Source organism: Cedecea colo, from assembly GCF_011808225.1.
Classification (GTDB): Bacteria; Pseudomonadota; Gammaproteobacteria; order Enterobacterales; family Enterobacteriaceae; genus Dryocola; species Dryocola colo.
Map to the genome: position 1 here is coordinate 245,765 of NZ_SOYS01000001.1, position 23,301 is coordinate 269,065.

Consider the following 23,301-nt stretch of genomic DNA (forward strand, 5'->3'; position numbering starts at 1 on the left):
ACAGGAGCCTGCTATGCAACCTGACCTGCTGCCCTGCCATCGCGCCGCGTCTGTTTTACAAAATTTGCGCCTTTCTTCCCCTTTAGTGCACTGCATGACAAACGACGTGGTGCAAAATTTTACCGCCAACGTTCTGCTCGCTCTCGGCGCTGCGCCAGCCATGGTGATTGAGCCTGAAGAAGCCGCGCAGTTTAGTCCCCTGGCCGACTCGCTACTTATTAATGTTGGTACGCTCACGGCGGATCGCAGTCGCGCAATGCTTGTCGCCATCCATGCGGCAAATGCTTCTTCCACGCCGTGGGTATTCGACCCTGTTGCCGTTGGCGGCCTTGCCTTCCGCACGCAGTTCGCGCGTGACATTCTCGCTTTGTGTCCAGCCGCCGTTCGTGGCAACGCTTCTGAAATCCTTGCGCTGGCAGGTGAAACGGCGGGCGGGCGAGGAGTGGACAGCACCGCCGACGCATTAAGCGCTTTACCAGCAGCGCAGCATCTCGCTCAGCTTACCGGTGCGATTGTGGCCGTTACCGGCGAAATTGATTACGTGACGGACGGCAATAACGCCTGGGCGATTGCCGGTGGGGGCGCATTGATGACTCGCGTGGTCGGCACCGGATGCGCGCTTTCCGCTGTAGTTGCGGCTTGCTGTTCGCTGCCGGGTTCCCGGCTGGATAACGTCGCTTCCGCCTGTCGCTTTATGAAATTAGCGGGCGAACAGGCGATCGCCGTCAGTCGTGGTCCCGGCAGTTTTAGCCCGGCATTTCTGGATGCGCTTTATCTTATGAACGGGGAGGCGCTGGCATGAAGAGTATGAAACGAATTAACGCCTTAACCATTGCCGGAACCGACCCAAGCGGTGGCGCCGGTATCCAGGCCGATCTGAAAACTTTCTCAGCATTAGGCGCTTACGGCACCAGCGTAATCACCGCCCTGGTGGCGCAAAACACACGAGGCGTGCAGTCGGTTTATCGCCTCGAGCCCGATTTTGTTGCCGCCCAGCTCGACTCGGTGCTGAGCGATGTGCGTATCGATACCATCAAAATCGGTATGCTGGCGGAAACGGATATCGTTGAGGCGGTCGCGGAACGTCTTTTCTTCTACAAAGCGCAAAACGTGGTGCTGGACACGGTGATGCTGGCAAAAAGCGGCGATCCGCTGCTGGCATCTTCTGCGGTAGAAAGCCTGCGCCAACGTCTATTACCGCAGGTAGCGCTGATTACACCAAATCTTCCTGAGGCGGCGGCCCTGCTTGATGCGCCGCACGCCCGTAATGAGCGAGAAATGAAAGAGCAGGGAGATGCCCTGCTGGGGATGGGATGCCAGGCCGTGTTGATGAAAGGCGGACATCTGGACGATGCCGAGAGTCCCGACTGGTTATTTACCCGCGAAGGTGCACAGCGTTTTACCGCGCCGCGTGTACAGACGCGACATACTCATGGTACGGGTTGCACGCTTTCTGCGGCGCTTGCCGCGCTTCGCCCACGTTACGGCGACTGGCCGCAAACCATACTGGCGGCGAAAAAATGGTTAACTCAGGCTTTAGAACAGGCTGATTCGCTGGAAGTAGGGCAGGGAATCGGTCCGGTGCATCATTTTCATGAATGGTGGTGACACGGGTTTTGTACGCAGTGGCTGCCCGGCGTTACAAAACGGATTAGGCCGAAAGTGCTCCTTCAGGTGGCAAAGGCGGCGAGTCGCGACCAGGATTATGTCTGCCCTTAGCACGACAGGTGCAGAGGCCAGAAATCTTATCCTCAGCGGGCAGAGGCTCGCTGACCTTACGGGAGCGTATTATGACTGATATTGCGCAGTTGCTTGGCAAAGACGCCGAAGGCTTATTACAGCATCGTTGTATGACAATTCCGGCGGACCAGTTATATCTGCCTGGTTCGGATTATGTCGATCGTGTGATGGTGGACAATAACCGCCCGCCTGCGGTGCTACGAAATATGCAGACGCTATATAATACCGGGCGTCTGGCGGGGACGGGTTATCTTTCTATTTTGCCGGTTGACCAGGGCGTCGAGCACTCGGCGGGCGCGTCCTTCGCCGCAAACCCGCTTTATTTCGATCCAAAAAACATCGTTGAGCTGGCCATTGAAGCGGGCTGTAACTGTGTGGCGTCTACTTATGGCGTGCTGGCCTCCGTTTCCCGCCGCTATGCACACCGTATTCCTTTCCTCGTTAAGCTTAACCATAACGAAACGTTAAGCTATCCAACCACTTACGATCAAACGCTCTATGCAAGCGTTGAGCAGGCGTTCAATATGGGCGCCGTGGCGGTGGGGGCGACGATTTACTTCGGTTCACCTGAGTCGCGTCGCCAGCTTGAAGAGATTTCCAGCGCGTTTGAACGAGCCCATGAGCTGGGTATGGTCACCGTGCTGTGGGCCTATTTACGTAACCCGGACTTCAAAAAAGACGGCGTGGATTACCACCTCAGCGCCGATCTCACCGGACAGGCGAACCATCTGGCCGCCACTATTGGCGCGGACATCGTTAAGCAGAAAATGGCCGAAAATAACGGCGGCTACAAAGCGGTTAACTTCGGCTATACCGACGATCGCGTATATACCAAACTGACCACCGATAACCCAATCGATCTGGTTCGTTATCAGCTCGCCAACTGCTATATGGGTCGTGCCGGATTGATCAATTCCGGGGGAGCTGCGGGCGGAGAAACTGACCTTACTGACGCGGTACGTACCGCCGTTATCAATAAACGTGCAGGCGGTATGGGGCTGATTCTGGGCCGTAAAGCGTTCAAAAAATCCATGCCCGAAGGCGTGAAGCTGATTAACGCCGTGCAGGATGTTTACCTGGATACGAAGGTGAGCATCGCGTAGCTGTCTGTTCGTCCTGCACGGCTGTTTGCGCTTAGCCCAGCAGCGGGCAATTTGGCGGTAAACGGCAGCGCAGGGCGCTTGGATGAACGTCGATGCGAAACTCGCGTCCCTTTAACGGCTCGCCGTCGAGGTTAAAGGTTATCTCGTGCGGCGCGCTGATTTCAAACCATGAGGATTGTCCGTCAATGATATTCGGGCTTTCCTCCGGGCGGGTCAGGGTGGTTAACAAAGCCGGCAGTAATTCTTCGCCGGTAAAAATCCGCAGATCCAGCAGCCCATCATTAATGAGAGCCTGCGGGCAAAGCTGCTGTCCGCCGCCGGCCTGGCGACCGTTACCGATACCTATCACCAGCGCGTCACCTTCCCAGGCAAAATTCTCGCCGCGAATTTCACAGCGGTCGGGCTTTAGCGTGTCGAGACGCAACAATCCGTGGATTAAATAAGAGACGCCGCCAAGCGCGGCTTTGAGCTTTTCCGGCGTTTCGGTCGTAATGCGGGTACCAAAACCGCCTGTCGCCATATTCATAAAGAAAGCCGTTTTATTGACCTCCACCAGATCGATATCAAAAGCGTGGCCGACCATAGCCAGCTGCAGGGCTTTATCCAGCTCGACGGGAATGCCAATGCTGGTGGCAAAATCGTTTGCCGTTCCCAACGGTAAAATGCCCAGCGCAGGGCGGTTAGCGGGATCGCGTTGCGCCAGCGCCGTCGCTACTTCATTGATGGTGCCGTCACCTCCGCCTGCCACCACGGTTTCCACGCCCAGATCGATTGCCTCATCAACATAGCGGGCGGCATCGCCCTGTTCCCAGGTAACGCGAACGTGCAGCCTGTAACCTTCTTCTCGCATCACGCCGATCGCGCTACGCAGCTCTGGAATATTGGCACCCTTGCCGTTGAGGATAACAAGCGTTACCGGAAGCTTTTCCATGGTTTACCTCAGGAAGATCAATGATAAGAAAGTGTATCGCATGAAAGACGCGGGCGGGTAAGAACGAGACGAATTAGCAGAAAAAAGAAGGCCTGCGCAAGGGAGATTGTGCAGGCCAAGGAGGTGGTTCCTAGTACAACTAGCATTTATGGGTTATGTTTTTCAGCCCGCAAATAATAACTAACTCAGGCGGGGCGGTGTGTGATCGATTTCTAAGAATCCTCTCACCGGGAAAAAATAATCCAAATTAACTAGTTAGCGTGCGGATTCTGGGTGGTCTGACCTGCCAGGTTGCGCATTAGCAGTGCATAATCCAGCAACACATCCTGCGGCACAGGCAACCATACGGTGTGGCCATCGCCGGGCGCCACGTCAATCGGCTGCGCTTTGCCGTTTTCTAATAGTTCCAGCGTGAACGTTACATTGCCCTGCGGGGTCATTAACTCAAGGCTGTCGCCGAGCAGGAATTTATTTTTCACCGCAACGGCTGCCAGATCGCCCCGACGCTCGCCCGTGAATTCACCGACAAACTGCTGGCGCTCGGAAATAGAATGGCCATATTCGTAGTTCTGATGGCTTTCGTGCGTGTGACGGCGCAGGAACCCTTCGGTATAGCCACGGTGCGCCAGTCCTTCCAGCGTTTGCAGAAGCGTTGGATCGAAAGGTTTGCCTGCCGCAGCGTCATCAATTGCCCGGCGATAAACCTGGGCGGTACGCGCGCAGTAGTAATAGGATTTAGTCCGGCCTTCGATTTTTAACGAATGCACGCCCATTTTCGTCAGGCGTTCCACGTGTTCAATGGCCCGTAGATCCCTGGAATTCATGATGTAGGTGCCGTGTTCATCTTCAAACGCGGTCATATACTCGCCCGGGCGTTTAGCCTCTTCCATCATAAAAACTTTATCGGTCGGCGCGCCCACGCCAAGCGTTGGCACGATATTCTGTACCGGGATAGGCTCATGAACGTGGACGATATTGCCCACCGCATCTTCTTTGCCTTCTTCTACTTTGTATTCCCAGCGGCAGGCGTTGGTGCAGGTTCCCTGGTTTGGATCGCGTTTGTTGATATACCCCGAAAGCAGGCAACGGCCGGAGTAGGCCATGCACAGCGCGCCGTGAACAAAAATTTCCAGCTCCATCTCCGGCACCTGCTCACGAATTTCCGCGATTTCTTCTAACGACAGTTCGCGTGAGAGGATGACGCGGGTCAATCCCATCTGCTTCCAGAACTTCACCGTCGCCCAGTTAACGGCGTTGGCCTGTACCGACAGATGAATGTCTGTTTCAGGGAAGGCTTCGCGTACCAGCATGATCAGGCCCGGATCGGACATAATCAGCGCGTCCGGCCCCATCTCGACGACCGGCTTCAGATCGCGGATAAAGGTTTTCAGCTTGGCGTTGTGCGGGGCGATGTTAACCACGACGTAGAATTTTTTACCCAGCGCATGGGCTTCGTTGATGCCGAGCTGCAAATTTTCGTGGTTAAACTCGTTATTACGCACGCGCAGGCTGTAACGCGGCTGGCCTGCGTAAACGGCATCTGCACCATAGGCGAAAGCGTAACGCATATTTTTCAGCGTTCCCGCTGGCGATAAAAGTTCTGGTTTAAACATGATGTTCCCGGTCTGATGTCAGGTCAGAACCGCTTCACCTGATGAAGCGGTGATAGCAAGGCTTTGGCATTACCCCAATTTTAGGGCGGGAATTGTAGCGCTTATTAACGCCAGAAACCACCTCATGCGCAGGGAGATTAAACGCCCAGCCTAATCACCCGATGGGCTGAGGCGATAGTGGAAGGGCGGTGGGCAACAAGGACTCGCGTCATGCCGAGCCCGGCGATGGCCTCATTGATTAGCCGCTCGTTTTCTTCGTCCAGATGGCTGGTGGCCTCGTCCATAAAAAGAATGCCCGGGCGGCTATAGAGCGCGCGGGCGATAAACAAACGCTGTTTTTGTCCGCCGGACAAACCCTCGCCCAGTTCGCCAACCAGCGTGTCATAGCCCATCGGCAACGCTGAAATATCGTCGTGGATATTGCTGAGCTTTGCGCACTCCACCATCCACGCTTCATCTACGTTTTGGCTGAATGCGGAAATGTTGCCGCGCAGTGAACCGGAAAGCAGTTTGTCATCCTGAAGGATGCTGGCGATGGCGCGGCGGTAGTTATGCACGCCTGCCTGATAAACATCCAGGCCATCAACCATAATTCTGCCGCTCTGTGGCGCCGTCAGGCCGCAAAGCAGCTTCATCAGCGTGGTCTTTCCGCAGCCGGACGGGCCGATGATGGCAACGCTTTCGCCCGCCTTAACGGATAAATTCAGCTCGTTTATCACCGACGAGGCGTATTTGTCGTAGCGAAAGGTCAACTTTTGCGTTGCAAGCTCCAGCGCCTTTCCCGTCGGAAAAAGCTTGCGGGTGGGCGTTTCAGGTTCAGTAGGCGATAAGGCGATGTCTGATACCCGCTCGTTGTGTAAAGAGAGCATCCGTAGCTGGAGCAAAGTATCGGTAAAGGCCAGAGCGCTCTCGGAAAACAGCGCGCGAAAGGTGCCAAAAGCTATCCAGGCTCCCAGCGTCATCTGATTGTCCAGCACGCGTGTGACGCCAAACCAGAGGATCAGAATATACTCGCAGGTGCCAATTAGCGTCCCGATCAGGGTGAAGGTCATGTCGAATTTCGCCAGCATGATGCCGGAGTTGGTCGTGTTGACGTTCAGATTCATCATATTACGGCAGCGGCGGTCCTCCAGGCCCTGAGAACGGATAGTGGCGATGCTAAAAAGCGTCTCGGTCAGATACGAATTTGCGCTGGCATCTTTGACCAGCTGTTCTTCCGACATCTGCCGGTAAACCGGCCAGGTCATTAGCCGAATGAGGATATAAATCAGCGTAAAGGCCATGGCGATAAAGCTTAATGCGCCGCCATAAAAGAATAAAAGCGCAAGCGAACCGCTGATGATAAGAAAGCTCACCATGCCGCCGGTAATTTCGGTGATGAACGTTTCGCGAATGGTATCGATGGAGAAATAGCGTGACTGGATATCGCCAAGCTTGCGTTTTTCAAACCAGGCCAACGGAAGACGCACCAGATGACGGAAAAGCCCGTCCTTCCACTGTAAATCCGTGGTGGCGCCGATCATAACGATCGCCCAGTGGCGCCATAGGCTGACGGCGGTTTGCAGCAGGGTTATCAGCATCAGTCCAGAACAGATAACCGTCAACAGGCTTCGATCGTTTTCAGGGATCGCGTGGTCCATAATGAGCTGGGTGCCAACGGGAAGCAGCAGGCCAATAAATTCAATCATTAGTGACAGCAAAAAAAGTTTGCTGAGTACGCCTTTCAATCCGCTGATATTGCGCAGCAGATCGAGGGTTTTCATCCTTTGCGGTTTACTCTGCCGGGTAAACGCAACCTTTGGCCACAGTTCAAAGGCAACGCCGGTAAAGCTTTTCGAAAGCGCATCTAATTTCAGCGTTTTCACTCCCACGGCGGGATCGTGTAGGGTGATTTTATTGCCCTTGATGCGGGTGAGCACGACAAAATGGTTGAACTCCCAGTGCAAAATGCAGGGAAGCGAAAGCTTATGAAGCTCGTCGGGTTCAACGAAAAGCGCCCGCGAGGCCATTTCCAGCTCCCCGGAAATTTGCGCAAGCGTATCGAGCGTACAGCCATGCAGGGAAATACCGTGTTCCTGCCTCAGAGACAGTATGTTTGTCTGCTTACCATGCCACGAGGCCACCATCGCCAGGCAGGCCAGCCCGCACTCGCTCGACTCGCTTTGCAGCATAACCGGCACCTTACGGCGCAGCTTTATATTCAGCCCCCCGATACCGGAAGGGGCATTATTATTTTCCATCTACGGGCCCCGAAGTATCGTTCCTGATGCGGGAAAGCGGGGAGAGCACCCACTCGATAAGGCTTCTTTTTTCCAGGAATAAAACGCCGCTGGCGCGCATGCCGTTTTGCGGCAGGAAGGTTTTATCGCGATAACGGAAGAGGGCGTTCTGCGGTTTGACGATGAGCTTGAACCAGGTCTCAGAGGGATCGGCCATTTTTGTTTTGGCGGACGGCCAGATTGCCATTTCCTGTACGGGCGTGGGAAGTTCAGAAACTGACTGAATGGTGCTAAAAAACTGGCCAAACTTCTCGGCCGGGAAGGCCGCGTAGCGAACGTTTACGATATCCCCCGGTGCAATGTAAGGGACGGCATAGGCGGGAACCCAGAACACCAGCGCGTAATGACTAACGTTGCCCGGAATAATCTGCGCCAGGCTGTCGCCATTGTTAATCGTCTGTCCGACGACAACGCCTGTCGTTTCAATTTTACCCTCAACGGGTGAGGTGATAACCACAGTACCGTTTGCCTCGACGCTGGCGCGCTGGCTTAATAACTCGCCTCTTTGGATTTCAAGCTCAAAAAGCTGGTTGTCAAAGTCAGTCGCCTGGGTCTGCAACGTGCTGGTCAGCAGCATAGTTTGCAGATTATTTTGCTCATGCTGGGTGCTGATATTTAACAGGTTAATTTGTTGCTGGTGATGCAGTGAAATCTGGTTGGTTAGCTGATCTTTGGTTATCAGGCCTCTGCGCAGGTGTTGCTGATAGCTCTCCATATTCGCCTGCGTATTTTCGAGCCCGGCTCGGGCGCTGGCTACTATCTTTTGCGAATGTGCCAGAGCGGATTCATAGCTGACTTTTTGTTTTCTCAGCGTGTCGAGGGTGACAAGCTTATTTTGCTTAACCCGCAAAATAATGCTGTCTAACGCCGAAATCTGCTTTTCGATATTCTCTTTTTGTATGGTACTGAACACGCCAGCGTTAATGGTGCGGTCGATATTAATCTCATAGAGCGGCGTCCCTTTTTTGACAACCGTTCCGGGCAGCACAAAGCTGCGCTCGATAATGCCCTGCCAGCTGGAGAATAACGTGATGGCGCGCGGCACCGAGACCAGTTCCCCGGTGACCACCACCCGGCGATGCCAGGAGCCCAGGATAAGAAACGCCGCTATCAGCGTGAAAAACGAGAAGGTAATAATGGCCAGCAGCCAGGCGGGAAACCCGCCGCGCATGACGGCTTTGCCGCGCCATGAAGTGACACGATGTTCTAACGCTTCCTTTCTGAATATCATGATTTAACAGCGCCATTTTCAGATTCGTGTCTTTGTATATACATTGCCATTTCAGCGAGTATATGTTTATAGCCGTCGGGGTTTAATTTCTCGCTCAGATATTCATCAGTGGGCAAATTTTCTGTTTCACCTAAAAGGCCGAGGCTTGTCCGGGTCGCCATAAGAAAATTAGTTCGTGCCTGTAGATAATTAGCCAGCAGGTACAGCAAACAGGTGTTTTTATCTCTGTAGTGTTTATAAAGCGCTTTTGCATGCTGCCTGGCATGTTTATATTCGTGTTTTTCCAGCAAATACATAATAAGTTTTGATTTAACGTTGAAGGCATAAACTTCCCAGCTATCAGCATAAGGCAAAGGAAGCGCCCCAAAGTGCTGAAGAATCGCTTCATATTCTGGTTCGCAAGGCGTTAAGTAACGCAGAGCAAAATATTTCCACCTCAGGTTATCCGGTTCTGTCCGCATTTGCTCAGCGAGTAAGCTTTTGTTTCTTAAATGCTTGTTTTTTTCCTCGTAGGCACTGTTAATGTACCCATAGTGAAGAATTTTAATGTCAGGGAGGCAAATAAGCTTGTAGTCTTCTGCCTCGAGATATTCATGAACTTTACCATGATAGCGAAGCGAGGTTCTTTTTCTGAAGATTCTGGCATTATTGATAAGGCTGCTGCCGTCGAGATTATCGATCAGCGGTGCATAGAGTGCGTTTATGTCGTCGTGGCTAATTTTACGTAGCGTATTTCGGAAGACGTGCCTTGTTTCCGTCGCGATACATTCATCGGCATCAATCACCAGACACCAGGCGTTGCTGGTCAAAGAAATGGCAAAGTTTCGCATTGCTGAAAAATCATTATTCCAGTCGCGGAAATAAAGCTTAACCCTGGCCGGATGCTGTAATATCAGCCTCACCGTGTTATCGGTAGAACCGGTATCAACGATGATTATTTCATCAACCAGTCCGTGTAGCGAATCGAGAGTAGAAGTAATGGTCTTTTGCTCGTTGAAGCAAAGGATTACCGCGCTGATTTCTGCGGCTTCTAAGATTGTTTCATCCATGAAGAAATTAAGCCTGCCGGTGTGTGTAGCGTATGGTCGAAAAAAGCGATGCCGTAACGATCGTTTTGCATGAAAATAGTCAGAAAGTCGGGGGGAACATCCTCATTAAGTTTCAGAATGTGGTAACACAACCCTAATAATACTTCGACAATGAGGCCCGGGCCGGTTAAAGCAAGCGTCACTTCTCCGGAACCCGTGATGCTTTCATGCCGATAGGTTAATAAGCGTGCAAGATAGTGATGAGGACGGTCTTCCTGAGCCCGGGCGAAAATAGCATCATTCTTTTCAAGGAAGCGATACCTTTTGTCTATGCTACGTAACAATATTGATACGGTTTTAGAATAAGGGCATGCGCCGAGTACATTACTGAAGTAAACGCCAACAAGTGAAGGGATTGCGCTCTGCACAAGCAAGTTCGTATAGCAGAATACTTCTCCCAGCGGTTGAAGGGAGGAGAGGTCAATTTTCCCTGCTTCTTCCTTGATGCTGGAATAAAGCGTCTTCCTTACAGATGAAGAAATACCGGCGAGTTTATCGAGGTAGGGGTAAATATTATTGTTAATCCCGATGCTCTTTCTTGTTTGTTGCAGGACGGCTTCTGCCATGGCTGCGGTGGCGTATTCATCATTGTCAGCGCCATAGCGTTTAAGGAGCGCTTTTGTTTTTGGAAAACAAGCGTCAATCGCAGGTAGCGTATCGGTATCGATATAAATACCGCCATGATGATAAAGTATTAGCAGTCTTGCTATATCGCTGGCGCAGGCAAAGTTAGCGCGAAGAATAATCTCGTAATAATAATATTTTTTGAATCTGGCGAATCTGCCCGAAAAAAGCGAAGGGATGCTTTGTAACGTTACTTGCCCGGACAGCTTAGTCAATATAGCGTTGGGCGCAGGCTGCGAGCCCGTTAGTTCGATATTCAGGCGCTGTAAAAACTGTACGGCTAAGCTATTAAACGTGTGGTCTTTATCTAACCTTGCGTAAATATAATGGAATGCCTCGTTTTGCAGGCCGATTAACCGTTGGTTCATGTCGTATGGCGCGGCTGTTTTTGCGTAATGAACAAGCTCGCGGTGAAAGCGCTGGCTAAGAGAGCAATCATCGTCGTGCCAAAGGTTAATGCTGCTGTCCTTGTTTACGCTCAGCCAGAGATTAATATATTCGCAATCCAAAGTTCGCAGATCGCCAATCCAGACAAAGTGAAGCACATTTGGCAGCGGCTTTTTTAAAGCAGCCAGGGTTTGCAGCGCTGCGGCCTTACTGCCGTAGGGGGAGTGGGTAGCGCCATTCTTTTCCTGGTTTTTCCAGGCTTCTTTCAACGCGGATTGCATGCATACCAATGGCGCTTTCATGAAATGTAGATCAGGCTAAAGATAGCTGCCGATATGCTGTAATCTTTGGTAAATTCTTCCAGCGCGGCGGTATTTTCCCTGAAATGCTCCAGCATCATATCGATGGCGGCGGCTTCGCTCAAGGCCTTTGTTTCAAAAGGGATTTTTATGAAGCCCTCGCTTTTTAGCTGCTTTTTATCTTCGGCAGACAGCGCGCTTTTCTCATAGACATTAACGGCAATATCGTTGGAATAGAAGATATAAACTTTCACGGTAGATTCCTTTCATCGTTAAACCGAACAGAATAATTTCTGTCCGGTAGGGCCTGCTGAAACTTAGCGGTTATGACCCACTTCTCTTCTTCCGCCGGTACAGCCACGAGAGCCGGCGCCTGACGCACCCGGATTGTTTGAGAAGAAGCCTCCGGCCATCACCCCGCTTCCTGCCTTGCCTTTGCCGTTAGTAATTTGCGGAGCTCGGTTTCCCGCGTTTCCACTACTGCCGCCGGAAGAGCCGCCCGATGAGCATCCTTTTGAGTTGGCGTTGGAAGGACCGCGACCGCATTGTTCCCCATAGCCGCCTGCAATCGTATGGTACTGACTTGTTGCTATCTCTTTCATTTCTTTTCCTTTTTAAAGTGTGACTTCCTGACCGTGCCGGATCGGATGAAAAATTGAGCACGGTTTATGTTTACTGGAATCTTTGGGAAATGAAAGGGGTTGGATGAAAAAAATACACTTATGTGATTCGATTCATTTTACTGTGAAAAATGGATGCAATGAAGTGCGTATCAGGCCGGATAAAATAATTTCTGGAGCTGACTTTCCAATAAAATGCCTCTGGCTGAGGCATTGCGAGGATTTAAACCATGCGGCAGGCGTCCGTCTCCCAGCGATAACCCACGCCATACACCGCGCGGATAAACGACTGCTCTTCGTCCAGGGCTTCGAGCTTGCGGCGCAGATTTTTGATATGGCTGTCGATGGTTCTGTCCGTCACGACGCGGTAATCGTCGTAAAGGTGGTTCAACAGCATTTCGCGTGAAAATACCTTACCCGGTTCGTGAGACAGGGTTTTTAGCAGGCGAAACTCCGCGGGCGTTAAATCCAGCGCTTTGTCGCGCCAGCTTGCCTGGAAGCGGCCTTCATCAATAATCAGCGGGCTTTTTTCGCCCAGCGCTTTGGAGTCCTGTTGACGCTTGCAGCGGCGCAAAATGGTTTTAACGCGAGCGACCACTTCCCGCGGGCTGTAAGGCTTGCAGATATAGTCGTCAGCGCCAATTTCCAGACCCAGCAGACGGTCTATCTCCTCGATTTTGGCGGTCACCATAACGATGGGCAGCTCTGAGAAGCGCCGAATTTCGCGACACAGAGTCAGGCCATCGGTGCCCGGCAGCATTAAATCCAGCAGAATTAAATCAGGCGGCGTCTGGCGGACATAAGGCAGCACCTGGTCGCCGTGGGTAAGCAACGTCGGGGCGTAGCTTGCGGCCTTCAGGTAATCGATCAGCAACTGTCCGAGTTTCGGCTCGTCTTCAACAATCAAAATGCGTGGCGCATTGGCATCAATCGGGAAATCGGTCATACGTTTCTCAAAGGTTCTGGATCCAGCGGTAACTCTACTGTAATGCTAACGCCGCCGAAAGGCGAATGGCTGGCTTTCAGAGTGCCGCCGTGGGCGCTGACAATGTTCTGGCAGATGGATAACCCAAGGCCGGAGCCGCCGCTTGCGCGGTTTCGCGAGCCTTCCGTGCGGTAAAAGCGATCGAAAAGCATAGGCAGTTGCTCGTCGTTTACGCCGGGCGCGCTGTCGGCAAACGTCATGACGAAACGCTGCTGTATTATTTCGCCAGAAATCGATAGCTGGCCGCCCGCGTCGGTATAGCGCAGGCTGTTTTCCAGCAGGTTGTTAAACAACTGCATCAGCCTGTCGCTGTCGCCAAAAATAGTGACGCGATCGGGTAAAGCGAGGCGGATAGTCAGCCCACGGGAATCAAAGCGCTGGCGAAACGCGCCCGCCACCACTTCCAGCAGGGTAATGATATCAAGAGATTTTTTCTGGTAGGCCAGCGCGCCTTCATCCGAGAGCGACAGCTGGTGCAAATCGTCTACCAGCTTGGTGAGCGTGGCGACTTCCATTTGCAACGAAGCCACCGACTCCGGCGTAAACTTGCGTACGCCATCCTGAATCGCCTCCAGCTCACCGCGCAAAATCGCCAGCGGAGTGCGCAGTTCGTGGGAAATATCGGCCATATAGGCGCGGCGCATGTTGTGGTTTTTTTCGAGCGTGCTCGCAAGCTGGTTAAAATCCTGCCCCAGTTTGCCCAGTTCATCCTGGCTGGTGGAATCTACGCGAGCGGTAAAATCGCCCGCGGCCAGCCGGTGCGTCCCCTCGACCAGCCGTTTAACCGGCGCAAGGAGGCCACGCGCCAGCAAAAAGGTTGCCGCAGCGGCCAGCAGAGTGGAGAGCGCGACGATAATCCAGCTGGTACGCCGCTGTTGGCGGTCAAAGTTAATATCCGTACTCCGCGTTAACCGCTCAACGGGGGAGGCGACAACCCAGCCCACGTCGCGTCCGTTAACGTTGATGGCGCGACGCATTCCATCTGGTGGCACCGGCCCGTGTGGGCCGACCAGCACTTTGTTATTCTGATCCACTACCCAGAACTGCGTGCGCCAGCCGTGCGGCGGCATGTTCAGGTTGCGGCCGTCATCATCGTGTTCAAATGACTTCAGGATCTGAAACATAAAGCGGTCGTTATGACGTAAAAATTGCCAGTTCCCGTGCAGCGTGTACTGCTCGCCCAGCGCCTCGCCCAGCATTTCAAGGCGCTGTTCGTTGCCGTGCTTGATGTAGTCGATAAAGCCGCGCTCGAAGCTCAGCCGCACGCCCCAGTGCATGATCGCCAGCACCAGCAGGCAGGTGGAAAAGATGGCGAGAAACAGCTTGCCGGTAATGCCTGGCCGCCAGAATTTCATGATTAGCTCCTTTTACGCCGCGAGATGATGACGTTTTTTGTGGTGTCCTTGGGTACACGGGTGAAAACCAGAGCGGGCAGGGCGATGATTACCGCCATACTCAAATAGGTATAAAGAAAGACGTTGTGCACCACCGGGCTGTCCGGGGCTATCTGGTGATGCCCGTACATGCCAAGCAGCATCCCGGCGACGGTAACGCCAATGCTCATAGAAAGCTGCATCACCATTGACAGCAGGCTGTTGCCGGAACTGGCCATTTCGTCCGGCAAATCTTTCAGTGTCAGGGTGTTCATGGAGGAAAAGCGTACCGAGTTAACCATCCCCTGAATAACCAGCACCACCGGCAACAGGTAGTACCAGCCCAGCAGGGCGGTTGCCATAAACAGCAGGCTAATCAGCGCCAGCCCAAGCGTTGAGGCAACCAGCACGTGGCGATAGCCAAAGCGGTTGACGACCTGCACCACGATCCGCTTCATACCCATGCTGCCCAGCACCATCGGGATCATCATCAAACCGGCATGGAAGGGCGAAAAACCGAGCCCGATTTGCAGAAAGACCGGCGTCATAAAGGGCAGCATGCCGCTGCCGACGCGTCCGCAGAAGCTGCCGAACAGGCCGAGTGAAAAGGTGCGCGTCTTAAACAGGCCGGGTTTGAATAAAGCCCTGTCGTTACCGCGGGCGTGCCACAGGTAGAGCATGATGGCTATCACGCCGCTGCCTACCAGCAGGCCAAGCGCGAGAGGGGAAATCCCCAGTCCTTTTTGCCCGTCGAGGGCAATAGTGAGCGCCGCCATGCCAAAAGCCAGCAGCAAAAAACCCGGCATATCAAAGCGGCGGGTTTGCATGGTGTAATTTGGCATCAGCCAGAGCGTGGCGATAGCGCCAATAATCCCCACGGGCAGGTTTATGAGGAAAATCCAGTGCCAGGAAGCATACTCCACCAGTATACCGCCCAGCGCCGGGCCAAGCAGCGGCCCAATCTGGCCGGGGAGGGCCACAAAGGTCATCGCCGCCATGTACTGCTCGCGCGGGACAATTTTCATCACCGTTAGCCTGCCCACCGGCACCATCATTGCGCCACCGATGCCTTGTACGACGCGGGCCATAACTAACTCGTTGAGCGTCGAGGCGTGGGCGCAAAGCAGGGAGCCTGTGGTAAACAGCACGATGGCGGTGAAGAAAATATTGCGTACGCCGACCCGGTCCGCGAGCCAGCCGCTGGCGGGCAGCATGACCGCCACGGTCAGTACGTAGGAGACGATGACCGAATGCATATGCAGCGGGCTTTCTCCAAGGCTTGCCGCCATGGCGGGCAAGGCGGTATTAACAATGGTGGTGTCCAGCGACTGCATAAAGAAGCCGAAAGCAACGATCCACAATTGCCAGCGAACGGCTGCGGGCAGGTCGGTCATTTAGCTCAGCACCTCATCTTCACGTTTTTTGCGGGTAAAACGTAAACGTAGACTCTCAAAGAACAAATAGACAACCGGCGTGGTATATAACGTCAGCAACTGGCTGACTATCAGGCCGCCGACGATGGTTATTCCCAGCGGCTGGCGCAGCTCGGCGCCGTCTCCGCTGGTCAACACCAGCGGCAGGGCGCCGAACAGAGCGGCCAGCGTCGTCATCATTATCGGGCGGAAGCGTAACAGGCAGGCCTGGAAAATGGCATCGACCGGCGACAGGTTGCCGTTACGCTGTGCGTCGATCGCGAAGTCCACCATCATGATGGCATTTTTCTTCACGATGCCAATCAACAGCATAATGCCTATCAGCGCGATTAAGCTGAAAGGCGCGCCGAACAGCTCCAGCGCAAGCAGCGCTCCGACGCCCGCCGAAGGCAGCGTTGAGAGAATAGTCAGCGGATGAACATAGCTTTCATACAGAATGCCCAGCACGATGTAGACGGTGGCAATAGCCGCGAGAATTAACATCACCTGCGATTTCATCGTGTCCTGGAAAACCTGCGCCGTGCCCGCATAGCTGCCGCGCACCGTCGACGGCACGCCAAGGGAAGTCATGGTGCGGTCAATGGCCTCGCTGGCCTCGCTTAAGGACACGCCCGTTGGCAGGTTAAAGGAAACCGTCGAGGCCGCCGACAGGCCCTGATGGTTTACCGAAAGCGGCGCGTTTGCCGGCTGCCACTTCGCGAAATAGGACAGCGGAATCGGCTTGCCCTCGCCGTTGGTGACGAACATCTGGTCCAGCGCGCTGATATCCTGGGTATAACGCGGATCGACTTCCATCACCACTTTGTACTGGTTGAGCGGCTGATAGATGGTCGAAATCTGCCGCTGACCGAAGGCGTTATTCAGCAGGCTGTTAGCATCGCTTACGCTGATACCCAGCCGCGACATGGTTTCACGGTCGTAAATCAGATCCATTTCCGCGCCGTTGTTCTGGCTGTCAGAGTTTACATCGGCAAGCTGCGGCAGTTTTGCCAACGCCTGACGGATTTTCGGCTCCCATTCGCGCAGGTCGGCGAGGTTATCGGACAGCAGCGTGTACTGATAGCTGGCGTTGGCAGAGCGTCCGCCGACACGAATATCCTGCACGGCCATCAGGAACAGGCTGGCGCCCGGTTCTTTTGCAAGCCGCTTGCGTAACCGATCGATGACCTGCTGCGCCGTCTCTTTACGTTCACTAAGCGGCTTGAGGGAGATAAACATCATCCCGCTGTTCACCCGCGAGCCGCCGGTGAAGCCGGTGACATTATCCACCGCCGGATCTTCACGAATGATTTTCATGAAGTCCTGTAATTTGCCGCGCATGGCCTGGAAAGAGATGCTCTGGTCGGCCTGAATATTGCCCATCAGTCGCCCGGTGTCCTGCTCCGGGAAGAAGGTTTTCGGAATGGCGATATACAGCCAGACGTTGAGCGCGATAGTGGCTATCAGCACCAGTCCGACCAGCTTCGCGTGGTTCAGCACCCACTTAAGCGAACGGCCATATCCTTGCTGCATCGACACCAGCACGCGGCCAAAGCCACGGTTGCGATTCGGCTTATGCTGCGGTTTGTGCTTCAGTAGCCAGCCGCACATCATCGGCGTTAAGGTGAGCGATACGACCAGTGAAATACCAATCGCCACCGAAAGCGTGACGGCAAACTCCTTGAATAAACGCCCGGGCAAGCCGCCCATCAGCAGCAACGGCAGAAAAACGGCAATCAGCGAAAGGCTCATGGAAAGCACCGTGAATCCGACCTCGCGCACGCCCTGCAGCGCCGCCTGCAGCGGTTTTACGCCAGCCTCAAGGTGGCGTGAAATGTTCTCCAGCACCACAATTGCATCATCCACCACAAAGCCAGTGGCGATGGTAAGCGCCATCAGCGACAGGTTGTTGAGGCTGAATCCGCACAGGTACATGGCGATAAAGGTGCCGATCAGGGAAACCGGCACGGCGACGGCCGGGATAAGCGTAGCGCGTCCGGAACGCAGGAACAGGAACACCACCAGAATCACCAGCGCGACGGAAATGACCAGCGATTGTTCAACTTCGGCAAGCGAGGCGCGAATCGTCGGCGAACGGTCCTGCGCGATCTGCAAGTCAATGGAGGAGGGAATGGTTTCCCGCAGTTCCGGAATTTTAGCCCGAATGCGATCGACCGTCTCGATGATGTTCGCTTCCTGCGATTTGCGGATCATCAGCAAAATAGCGGGCTTAGCGTTGGTCATCCCGGCGTTTCGCACATCCTGCACCGAGTCGGTGACGTTTGCCACATCGCGCAGCTGCACCGCGCCGCCGTTATGGTAATGGACGATCAGCGGCTGGTATTCCGCTGCGGTTTTCAGTTCGTCATTGGTTTGTAGCTGCCAGCGGCGGGTATCTTCCTCCACCGCGCCTTGCGGGCGACGCACGTTGGCGTTGCTTATCGCCGTGCGCACCGCGTCCAGCGAAACGCCCTGGTTAAACAGCGCCTGCGGATTGAGATCGACGCGCACGGCCGGTAATGAACTGCCGCCTACGTCGACATCGCCCACGCCGTCAATTTGCGCGACGGTCTGCGCCAGTTGCGTGGAGGCGAAATCGTAAAGTTGCCCTTGCGAAAGCGTATCCGACGTCAGCGTCAGAATGATTATCGGCGCGTCGGACGGGTTGGCTTTGCGATAGGTTGGCCGGCCTGGCATCCCGCTCGGCAACAGGCTTTGCGCCGCGTTGATGGCGGCCTGTACGTCGCGCGCCGCGCCGTTGATATCGCGGTCAAAATTAAATTCCAGGATGATGCGCGTGCTGCCAAGCGAGCTGGAGGAGGTCATTTCGTTAACGCCCGCGATTCGCCCCAGCGCGCGCTCAAGCGGAGTAGCAACCGAGGAAGCCATGGTTTCCGGCGAGGCTCCCGGCAGCGAAGCGCTGACCATGATCACCGGGAAATCCACCTCCGGCAGCGGGGCGACCGGCAGCAGGCGAAAGCCCAGCACGCCGCACAGGGTGATGGCGAGGGTCAGCAGGATCGTCGCGACGGGCCGGTAGATGAAGAGAGCGAAGAATTTCACTGAGCTTCTTCCTCACGCTTGCCGAATCGGCTACGGGTGTAGAGCGAAAGACGGTCAAACAGCAGGTAGATAACCGGCGTGGTAAACAGCGTTAACACCTGGCTGACCAGCAGCCCGCCGACCATGCCGATCCCCAGCGGACGACGCAGCTCGGCGCCTACGCCGGTAGAAAGCATCAGCGGCAAGGCGCCAAGCAGGGCGGCCAGCGTGGTCATCAGAATCGGACGGAAACGCAGCAGACACGCCTGATAAATAGCGTCATACGGCGCCATGCCCTGTTCGCGCTCCGCCGCCAGGGCGAAGTCGATCATCATGATGGCGTTTTTCTTCACGATACCGATGAGCAGAATGATGCCGATAATTGCAATCACATCCAGCTCCGCCCCGGCCAGCATCAGCGCAAGCAACGCCCCAACGCCTGCGGTGGGCAGCGTCGACAGGATCGTAATAGGATGGATAAAGCTTTCATACAGCACGCCCAGCACAATGTACATCGCCACTACGGAGGCGACTATCAGCCAGATGGTGCTGCCCAGCGCCGCCTGGAAGGCCAGCGTGCTGCCCTGGAACTGGGTAGTGATATCCGACGGGAACGAAAGCGCTTGTTCCGCATCGGTAATCGCCTGTACCGCTTCGCCTAACGAGTAGCTGTCCGGGACGTTAAAGGAAATCGTCGTCGACGGGAACTGATCGAGATGGTTTACCGAAAGCGGCGCGAAACGCTGTTCGACTTTGGCGATAGCGCTGAGCGGCACGGTGCCGCCTGAGGTCGCTGCCAGTCGAATATTATCCAGCGCGCTCAGGCCCGGCGTGGTGTCGGTGTCGTGCTCAAGCACCACGCGGTACTGGTTCGCCTGGGTATAAATAGTGGAAATCAGGCGCTGGCCGAAGGCGTTATACAGCGCGTTGTCCACATCGGACATAGAAATGCCCAGGCGGCTGGCGCTGGCGCGATCGACATTCACATAAGCCACCAGCCCCCGATCCTGCCAGTCGCTGCTGACGTCCGCAAGCTGCGGCAGCGTTTGCAGTTTTTCCATCAGCTGCGGTACGCGGGTGCCCAGCGCGTCCAGCGAGGTGGCCTGTAGCGTGAACTGATACTGCGTGCGGCTGACCGTGGTATCAATGGTGAGATCCTGAATCGGCTGCAGATAAAGCTGTACGCCAGGGACTTTCGCCACGCTGGTTTGCAGGCGTTCAATCACCGCTTTGATACGGTCATCGCGCTCGGCAAGCGGTTTAAGATTGATTTGTAATCGGGCGCTGTTCAGCGACGGGTTTGTGCCGTCGACGCCGACAAACGACGTCAGGCTTTCCACCGCCGGATCTTTCATGATTACGTCGGCAACCTGCTGCTGACGCTGGGACATGCTGGCAAACGAGACGGATTGCGGAGCCTGAAGCGTGCCCTGAATAATGCCGTTGTCCTGAATCGGGAAGAAGCCTTTGGGAATGAATATCCACAGCATTATGGTAAGGGCAAGCGTGCCAAGCGCCACGCCAAGCGTGAGCCACGGATGATGCAGCACTTTAGTCAGCATGCGCCCGTAAGCGGCAATGACGCGTGCGAAAAAGCGTTCGCTTGCGCGCGAGAAACGGTTCTGTTTGCGCAGCGATTCATGGCTTAACATGCGTGCGCACATCATGGGCGTGAGCGTAAGTGAGACAATAGCGGAGATTAAAATCGCCACGGCGAGCGTCACGGCAAACTCGCGGAACAGGCGGCCAACGATATCGCCCATAAACAGCAGCGGGATCAGCACGGCGATAAGCGAAAGGGTGAGGGAGATAATCGTAAAGCCAATCTCACCTGCGCCCTTGAGCGCCGCGGCCAACGGCTTTTCGCCTTTTTCGATGTAGCGCGAGATGTTCTCGATAACCACAATCGCATCGTCCACCACAAAGCCGGTGGCGATGGTGAGCGCCATCAGCGTCAGGTTGTTAATCGAAAAATCAAGGAAAACCATCACCGCAAAGGTGCCGACCAGCGACAGCGGCACCGCCACGGCCGGAATAATCGTCGCGGGCACGTTGCGCAGGAATACATAGATGATCATGACGACCAGCGCGATGGCGAGCATCAGCTCATGCTGCGTATCCGTTACGGAAGCGCTGATATTCGTCGTGCGGTCGCTCAGCAGCTTTACTTCAACCGATTTCGGCAGGCTTTGGGTGAGCGTCGGCAGCATCCGGCGAATGCTGTCGGCGGTGTCGATGATATTCGCGCCAGGCTGGCGCTGGACGTTCATCACAATCGCCGGTTGTTTATTGGCCCAGGCGCCAAGCCAGGTATTTTCGGCACCCTGTTCCACGGTTGCCACATCGCCAAGGCGAATCGGCGCGCCGTTCTGATAAGCAATAATCAGGTTGCGATACTCTTGCGCAGACTGCATCTGGTCGTTGGCGGAAAGCGTTACGGCCCGCTCCGGGCCATCGAGACTCCCTTTTGCGGAGTTAACGTTTGCGCTGGTAATCGCGGTACGTACGGTTTCGCTGGTTAAACCCAGTGAAGCCAGGGCAGAGGCGTTCAGCTTCACGCGTACCGCAGGACGCTGCCCGCCGGAAAGCGTAACCAGCCCAACGCCGGAAACCTGAGAAATTTTCTGCGCCACACGTGTTTCCACCATGTCTTCAACCTGGGTCATTGGCATGGCGGTGGAGGTGACGGCGAGCGTCATAATGGGCGGATCCGCCGGATTCACTTTGCTGTAAACCGGCGGGTTTGGCAGGTCGGAAGGCAGAAGGTTAGTGGCGGCATTGATCGCGGCCTGTACTTCCTGCTCGGCCACGTCCAGCGGTAAAGTGAGCTGGAACTGGAGCGTGACAACAGAGGCGCCGCCCGCGCTTTGCGAAGACATCTGCTTTAAGCCGGACATCTGCCCAAACTGACGTTCCAGCGGCGCGGTAACCGCGGAGGTAACGACGTCCGGACTGGCGCCCGGATAGAGAGTAATAACCTGAATGGTTGGGTAGTCCACCTCCGGCAGCGCGGAAACCGGCAGGAAGCGATAACCGATAATCCCCGCCAGCAGGATAGCCAGCATAAGCAGCGTGGTGGCAACCGGACGCAGAATAAACAGGCGGGATGGCCCGCCCGTTGCGCTGGGAGGTAAGACCTGCATCAGGATTTTGCTCCGTTACGTTTGCGCGCAGACTGCTCGTCCGCTTTGCTATCCGTTGCGCTGGCCGTGGCCGAATGCGCTTCCACCACTTCCACTTTTGCCCCTTCGGTGAGGCGGTCTATACCGTCAGTGACGACGCGATCGCCAGCAGAAAGCCCGGCGGAAATCACCACTTTCTGGCTGTCCTGAATACCCGTAGTGACCAGATGCTTGCTGACTTTATTGTCGGCGTTCAAAACCCAGACGAAGTTGCCTTCGTTGCCCATTTGCAGCGCGCTCGTTGGAATAACGACCGCGTTTTGCTGGGTATCAATCAGCATGCGGGCATTGACGAACTGATTTGGGAATAGCGTGTCATCTTCGTTATTAAAACGCGCTTTGAGTTTGATGGTGCCGGTGGTGGCGTCAATCTGGTTATCTAAGCTCAGCAGGCTGCCGGTACTGAGCTTTTGCTTGTTAGTCCGATCCCATGCTTCAACGCTCAAAGCGCTACCCGCTTTTTGCGCTTTTACGACGGTGGCGATGTCGCTTTCCGGCAGCGTGAAGACCAGGTCAATAGGATGCGTTTGGGTCAGTACCACAATGCCCGTGGTATCCCCGCTGGCAATCTGGTTGCCGACATCGACCTGCTTCAGGCCGACACGACCGTCAACCGGCGCGGTAATGCGGCTCCAGTCGAGCTGTAGCTGGGCGCTGGCAACGGAGGCTTCATCCGCTTTTAACGTACCTGCGGATTCGCTCACCAGCGCCTGCTGCGCGTCCAGTTCCTGACGGGAAACTAGGTTGGTTTTCACCAGTTGCTGATAGCGGGCCAGATCGCGCTGGGCATTGGCAAGCGTTGCCCGATCTTTCGCCAGCTGCCCCTGTGCCTGCGCCAGCGCGACTTTGAACTGGCTTGGATCGATCTCAGCCAGCAAATCGCCTGCCTTAACCTGCTGTCCTTCCTGGAAATGAATCGCCAGCAGTTGTCCAGCTACGCGGCTTCGCACGGTAACGGTATTCGCCGCAGTAATGGTGCCAAGGCCGGTCAGATAACGTGGTACGGATTCGCTGGTCGCCGTGGCTGCCTGAACGGGAGCAAGCGCGCCGCCACGCATGCCGTGACGCCCGCCGCCGGCTCCCTGCTGCTGGGTAGATTTTTGCGCGTCAGAATCGCTTGTGGCGCCGCTGCGCCAGAAATAAACGGCCGCGACGGCAATAATAACGATCCCCGCAATGAACAACCAACGGATGTTGTACGTACCTTTCATAGATATACGTCTTCTCTTCCTGAAACGATTAGCCTTAATGATACTAGTGTAGAGATCGCCGGGCGCTGAAAAATGAAGGAAATATGAAGTACTGTATGGATAAATCCGATAGCGGACGTTAGGCGGGACCGTCTCGCATCGCGACTTAAGGCTATGTGCGGGCGTAAAAATCTTTCAGGCA

General features: G+C 54.9%; 17 protein-coding genes. 3 read left to right on the forward strand and 14 right to left on the reverse strand.

Going from position 1 to position 23,301, the window contains the following annotated elements:
- Positions 1-13: 13 nt before the first annotated feature.
- The 3 genes from thiM (at position 14) to fbaB (ending at position 2,843) form a co-directional block, all read left to right on the forward strand.
- Positions 14-802 (forward strand): hydroxyethylthiazole kinase, encoded by a 789-nt coding sequence (gene thiM, locus E2L00_RS01085; RefSeq protein WP_167605819.1) that lies wholly within the window; start codon positions 14-16, stop codon positions 800-802.
- A 5-nt stretch (positions 803-807) separates the two neighbouring features.
- Complete coding sequence (gene thiD, locus E2L00_RS01090) at positions 808-1,608, forward strand: bifunctional hydroxymethylpyrimidine kinase/phosphomethylpyrimidine kinase (protein ID WP_167607492.1); 801 nt, start codon at positions 808-810, stop codon at positions 1,606-1,608.
- A 182-nt stretch (positions 1,609-1,790) separates the two neighbouring features.
- Positions 1,791-2,843: a class I fructose-bisphosphate aldolase gene (gene fbaB, locus E2L00_RS01095; RefSeq protein WP_167605823.1), complete on the forward strand. Its 1,053-nt coding sequence runs from the start codon at positions 1,791-1,793 to the stop codon at positions 2,841-2,843.
- A gap of 31 nt (positions 2,844-2,874) precedes the next feature.
- Here the strand turns inward: fbaB and yegS are convergent, their stop codons facing one another.
- From yegS to E2L00_RS01165, 14 genes are all read right to left on the reverse strand, one after another.
- Positions 2,875-3,774: a lipid kinase YegS gene (yegS, locus tag E2L00_RS01100; protein ID WP_167605826.1), complete on the reverse strand. Its 900-nt coding sequence runs from the start codon at positions 3,772-3,774 to the stop codon at positions 2,875-2,877.
- Between the two features lie 251 nt (positions 3,775-4,025).
- The gene (trhP, locus tag E2L00_RS01105) at positions 4,026-5,387 is read right to left on the reverse strand and encodes a prephenate-dependent tRNA uridine(34) hydroxylase TrhP (protein ID WP_167605829.1); all 1,362 of its coding nucleotides are present in this window, start codon (positions 5,385-5,387) and stop codon (positions 4,026-4,028) included.
- Between the two features lie 137 nt (positions 5,388-5,524).
- The gene (locus E2L00_RS01110) at positions 5,525-7,627 is read right to left on the reverse strand and encodes a peptidase domain-containing ABC transporter (RefSeq protein ID WP_167605832.1); all 2,103 of its coding nucleotides are present in this window, start codon (positions 7,625-7,627) and stop codon (positions 5,525-5,527) included.
- Positions 7,617-8,897: an efflux RND transporter periplasmic adaptor subunit gene (locus E2L00_RS01115; RefSeq protein ID WP_236127646.1), complete on the reverse strand. Its 1,281-nt coding sequence runs from the start codon at positions 8,895-8,897 to the stop codon at positions 7,617-7,619. The genes E2L00_RS01110 and E2L00_RS01115 overlap by 11 nt, the downstream gene beginning before the upstream one ends.
- Positions 8,894-9,946: a glycosyltransferase family 2 protein gene (locus E2L00_RS01120; protein ID WP_167605835.1), complete on the reverse strand. Its 1,053-nt coding sequence runs from the start codon at positions 9,944-9,946 to the stop codon at positions 8,894-8,896. The genes E2L00_RS01115 and E2L00_RS01120 overlap by 4 nt, the downstream gene beginning before the upstream one ends.
- Positions 9,928-11,298, reverse strand: coding sequence for a TcdA/TcdB catalytic glycosyltransferase domain-containing protein (locus E2L00_RS01125; protein ID WP_167605838.1), 1,371 nt, complete (start codon positions 11,296-11,298; stop codon positions 9,928-9,930). Before E2L00_RS01125 ends, E2L00_RS01120 begins: the two co-directional genes overlap by 19 nt.
- On the reverse strand, positions 11,295-11,549 hold the full coding sequence (locus tag E2L00_RS01130) for a hypothetical protein (RefSeq protein WP_167605841.1): 255 nt from the start codon (positions 11,547-11,549) through the stop codon (positions 11,295-11,297). The genes E2L00_RS01125 and E2L00_RS01130 overlap by 4 nt, the downstream gene beginning before the upstream one ends.
- Before the next feature lie 63 nt (positions 11,550-11,612).
- A complete protein-coding gene (locus E2L00_RS01135) occupies positions 11,613-11,897 on the reverse strand; it encodes a hypothetical protein (protein ID WP_167605844.1) in 285 nt (94 codons plus the stop codon).
- Positions 11,898-12,138: 241 nt separating this feature from the next.
- Complete coding sequence (gene baeR / locus E2L00_RS01140; RefSeq protein WP_167605847.1) at positions 12,139-12,861, reverse strand: envelope stress response regulator BaeR; 723 nt, start codon at positions 12,859-12,861, stop codon at positions 12,139-12,141.
- A complete protein-coding gene (baeS, locus tag E2L00_RS01145; protein WP_167605850.1) occupies positions 12,858-14,255 on the reverse strand; it encodes an envelope stress sensor histidine kinase BaeS in 1,398 nt (465 codons plus the stop codon). The genes baeR and baeS overlap by 4 nt, the downstream gene beginning before the upstream one ends.
- Positions 14,256-14,257: 2 nt before the next feature.
- Positions 14,258-15,667, reverse strand: coding sequence for an MFS transporter (mdtD, locus tag E2L00_RS01150; protein ID WP_167605853.1), 1,410 nt, complete (start codon positions 15,665-15,667; stop codon positions 14,258-14,260).
- The gene (mdtC, locus tag E2L00_RS01155) at positions 15,668-18,748 is read right to left on the reverse strand and encodes a multidrug efflux RND transporter permease subunit MdtC (protein WP_167605856.1); all 3,081 of its coding nucleotides are present in this window, start codon (positions 18,746-18,748) and stop codon (positions 15,668-15,670) included.
- Complete coding sequence (locus E2L00_RS01160; RefSeq protein ID WP_167605859.1) at positions 18,745-21,870, reverse strand: MdtB/MuxB family multidrug efflux RND transporter permease subunit; 3,126 nt, start codon at positions 21,868-21,870, stop codon at positions 18,745-18,747. The genes mdtC and E2L00_RS01160 overlap by 4 nt, the downstream gene beginning before the upstream one ends.
- Positions 21,870-23,120, reverse strand: a complete 1,251-nt coding sequence (locus tag E2L00_RS01165) for an MdtA/MuxA family multidrug efflux RND transporter periplasmic adaptor subunit (RefSeq protein ID WP_167605862.1) — start codon at positions 23,118-23,120, stop codon at positions 21,870-21,872. Before E2L00_RS01165 ends, E2L00_RS01160 begins: the two co-directional genes overlap by 1 nt.
- Positions 23,121-23,301 lie beyond the last annotated feature (181 nt).